The organism is Fibrobacter sp. (genome assembly GCF_045112255.1).
Classification (GTDB): Bacteria; Fibrobacterota; Fibrobacteria; order Fibrobacterales; family Fibrobacteraceae; genus Fibrobacter.
On sequence record NZ_JBGUHR010000112.1, the window covers coordinates 1 to 3,542 of the forward strand.

3 protein-coding genes are annotated in these 3,542 nt (G+C 52.3%); all 3 read right to left on the reverse strand.

What is annotated here, in order from left to right; genetic code table 11:
* On the reverse strand, positions 1-477 hold a 477-nt coding region (locus tag ACJMM9_RS14030; RefSeq protein ID WP_405328220.1), incomplete at its 3' end, for a T9SS type A sorting domain-containing protein.
* A 191-nt stretch (positions 478-668) separates the two neighbouring features.
* Positions 669-2,225, reverse strand: coding sequence for a T9SS type A sorting domain-containing protein (locus tag ACJMM9_RS14035; RefSeq protein WP_405328223.1), 1,557 nt, complete (start codon positions 2,223-2,225; stop codon positions 669-671).
* 191 nt (positions 2,226-2,416) lie between these two features.
* On the reverse strand, positions 2,417-3,542 hold a 1,126-nt coding region (locus tag ACJMM9_RS14040), incomplete at its 5' end, for an alpha/beta hydrolase family esterase (protein WP_405328225.1).

Genomic DNA, 3,542 nt, shown 5'->3' on the forward strand with positions numbered 1-3,542 from the left:
GCCGAGCGTCTGGCTGTAGCTGCCATCGGTTGTGAACTTGATGTTTTGCTTGGCGTTACCGACGGAGACCTGTGCAAAGTAGGTGCCACGAGCTTCGAGACCTTTGCTCAAATCATAAGTGCCGGAACCCTGCAAAGTCTTCTTGAAGACCTGGTTGCCGAGCGAGTTGTAAATCTTTACCTGGACAGGCGATGTGCTGCTCTGGGAGTAAGAAAGCATGCCGTTGTTGATGCTGATGTAGCCGACGGAATTCTTGTATGTCGGGTGGATGCCTATGTCTTCGTCTTCGTGGATGGTGAATTTGCCCTTGTCGTCGGTTGTGGCGGTCTTGCCTTCTTTGAGCAAGTTGACCGAGACCCCTTTTAGGGCCTTGCCTTCATCGTCGGAAACTGTTCCTGTGATTGTGTATGCCGATGCAAATCCGCAGAACGCCAAAAGACTTGCAGCCGTGAAAAGCTTAGGTGATTTGAAACTCATGTTGACTCCTTTTACCAAAAACTCCTAATGTGCACACCTCTATATAAATGAATCTAATTTCGAATGTAATTAAAATTACACGTCGAGACTTTATGCCTGTTGACGAATTGTCTATAAAGATATTTTTACCAAAAAAACGGCTTCCTTTGTGGGAAGCCGCTTTTGGTAGAGAGTTGATTTATGAAACTTTATTAGAACTGTTCGAAGAACTTGTGAACTTCTTCGGGGACCCAGGTTTCCTGCCAGCCGGCACCGACACTCATGCTGCCGTTGTCGTGTGCGGTCCACTGGTGTCCACCCGGCCAGCTGCACCACTTGACCGGGAAGCGTTCGTCGACGGTCGTGAAGTCGTAGCAGACGTGTCCGGTATTGCCGTTGTTTTCCTTGGGCTTTTCGGCGCTTGCATCGGTGAACTTGCCGTTAGCATCGGCCTTGCCGTTACGCTTGAGGATTCGCGGGAGGGCGCTGTTCTTGGCGCGGTCGTAGTTGCACATACCGTCGTTCTTGCCGTGTACGGCCATCCAGGCGATCGGCAGATCCTTTGCATCATAGCGGCCCGGATTTGCAGATGCTGCAGGCAGCCAAATGTTATAGTCGGCAGTGGCGTAGACCGCTACAGCGCGGAGTCTTTCCTGCATGTCCTGGGCGAGTGAGTTCGTGAACATGGCGCCAAAGCTGAAGCCTGTTGCAAACACGCGAGTCGTGTCAACGCAGTAGTTGTCGAACATCGTTGTGATCATTTCGTCAACGAACTGGTGGTCTTCCTTGCCGTTCCATGTACCGTTGTCGTTACCCTGCGGAGCGACGAAGATGTAGTCGCCGTTCTTGTCCAGATTCTGCTGGCCATAGTACGGAGTCGGATGGTCATAGTCCGGACTGTGGTGCACGAAGTCTTCGGCCTTAGAACCCATGCAGTGGTTTGCGATGAGGAGCTTGTGGGCCTTGGTATTGTCGTAGTTCTTCGGCAAGGTGATGAAGAATGTGCGATTCTTGCCGCCGACGTTAATGGAGAATTGTTCGCCATTTTCGACTTTTCTGTTGGACTTTAAGGTCGTATTCTTGCCGCAGCCAGCGCTCTTGCGCGGTTCATTCTTCAAGGCGTAACCGAATTTGAACGTCGGTTCAGGAGGAACCGTCTTCGTGAGCTTCACGTTGAGGGTCGTATCAAGCGTATTGAGGGCGATGGTGAGTGTGTCGTAGCCATCGAGGACAAAGCGGAGCGCTTCGCCTTCGGCAGCGTCCTTCATGAGCGCACTGTTGCTTGCCTGGGCGCCGAGCGTCTGGCTGTAGTTACCATCGGTTGTGAACTTGATGCTTTGCTTGGCGTTACCAACAGTGACCTGTGCAAAGTATGTGCCGCGGGCTTCGAGACCTTTGCTCAAGTCATAAGTGCCGGATCCCTGCAAGGTCTTCTTGAAGACCTGGTTGCCGAGCGAGTTGTAAATCTTTACCTGGACAGGTGATGTGCTGCTCTGGGAGTAGGAAAGTATGCCGTTGTTGATGCTGATATAGCCGACGGAGTTCTTGTATGCCGGGTGGATGCCCACGTCTTCGTCTTCATGGATGGTGAATTTGCCCTTGTCGTCGGTTGTGGCGGTCTTGCCTTCCTTGAGCAAGCTTACATTGACGTCCTTGAGGGCCTTGCCCTGATCGTCAGAAACGGTTCCTGTGATTGTGTATGCCGACGCGATTCCGCAGAACGCCAAAAGACTTGCTGCCGTGAAAAGCTTAGGTGATTTGAATTTCATGTTTACTCCTTTTACCAAGACTCCTAATGTGCACACACCTCTATATATGCGAATCTAATTTCGAATGGGGTTGAAATTACGCGGCGAGACCTTATGTCTGTTGATGAATTGTCTATAAAATTCTTTTTACATAAAAAACGGCTTCCTTTGGGGAAGCCGCTTTTGGTAGAGAGCTGATTTATGAAACTTGATTAGAACTGGCCGAAGAATTTGTGGACTTCTTCAGGAACCCAAGTGTTCTGCCAGTTGCCGTTGTCGTAGGCGGTCCACTGGTGCTGACCATTCCAGCTGCAGAACTTGACCGGGAAGCGTTCGTCGACGGTTGTGAAGTCATAGCAGAGGTGTCCGCTGCCACCGACTTCCTTCGGCTTTTCTGCGCTGGCGTCGGTGAAGTTGCCATCTGCATCGGCCTTGCCGTTGTTCTTGAGGATGCGCTTCAGTGCACTGTCACGTGCGCGGCTGTACTGGCAGGTGCCGTCATTCTTGCCGTGCACTGCCATCCAGGCGATGGGCAAGCCCTTGTTCTGCGGCAAGTAGATGTTGTAGTCGGCGGTTGCATAGACAGCGACTGCGCGCAGGCGGTCTTGCATATCCTGGGCCATGGAGTTCGTGACCATGGCGCCGAAGCTGAAGCCCGTCATGAACACGCGGCTGGTGTCAATGCAGTAGTTTTCTTCGAGAGTCGTAAGCAACTGGTTGATGAACTTGTGGTCCTTGTCGCTAGATACGCTCCACGGCATACCGTCGGTATCGCCACGCGGAGAAACGAAGATATAGTTGCCTTCGGTATCGAGTTTCTGCTGGCCGTAGTACGGACTCGGATGGTCCTGGTCCGCATAGTGGTGGACGAAGTCTTCGGCGTTAGAGCCCATGCAGTGCATGGCGAAGAGCAACTTGTAAGGTTTCTTGTTGTCGTAGTTCTTCGGTAGCGTGATGAAGTATTCGCGGTTTTCGCTACCGACTTTCATTTCGAAGCGGTCGCCGTTTTCGACGCTCTTGGTCTTCTGCAGCTTTGACGTCGTGCCGCAGCCCTTACTCGGGGTCGGCTTGTTGCCGAGGGCATAGCCGAATTTGAATGTCGGTTCGGGAGGAACCGTCTTCGTAAGCTTCACGTTGAGAATCGTGTCAAGCGTGTTGAGGGCGATGGTGAGCGTGTCGTAATCTGTGGCGACAAACTGGATAGCTTCATCCTTTTGTGCGTCCTTCATGAGGGCGCTGTTGCTTGCCTGGGCGCCGAGCGTCTGGCTGTAGCTGCCATCGGTTGTGAACTTGATGTTTTGCTTGGCGTTACCGACGGAGACCTGTGCAAAGTAGGTG

Bases quoted from the DNA above. Each gene is read 5' to 3' on its own strand.
- ACJMM9_RS14035 (WP_405328223.1), bottom strand. From the start codon at position 2,225: ATGAAATTCAAATCACCTAAGCTTTTCACGGCAGCAAGTCTTTTGGCG.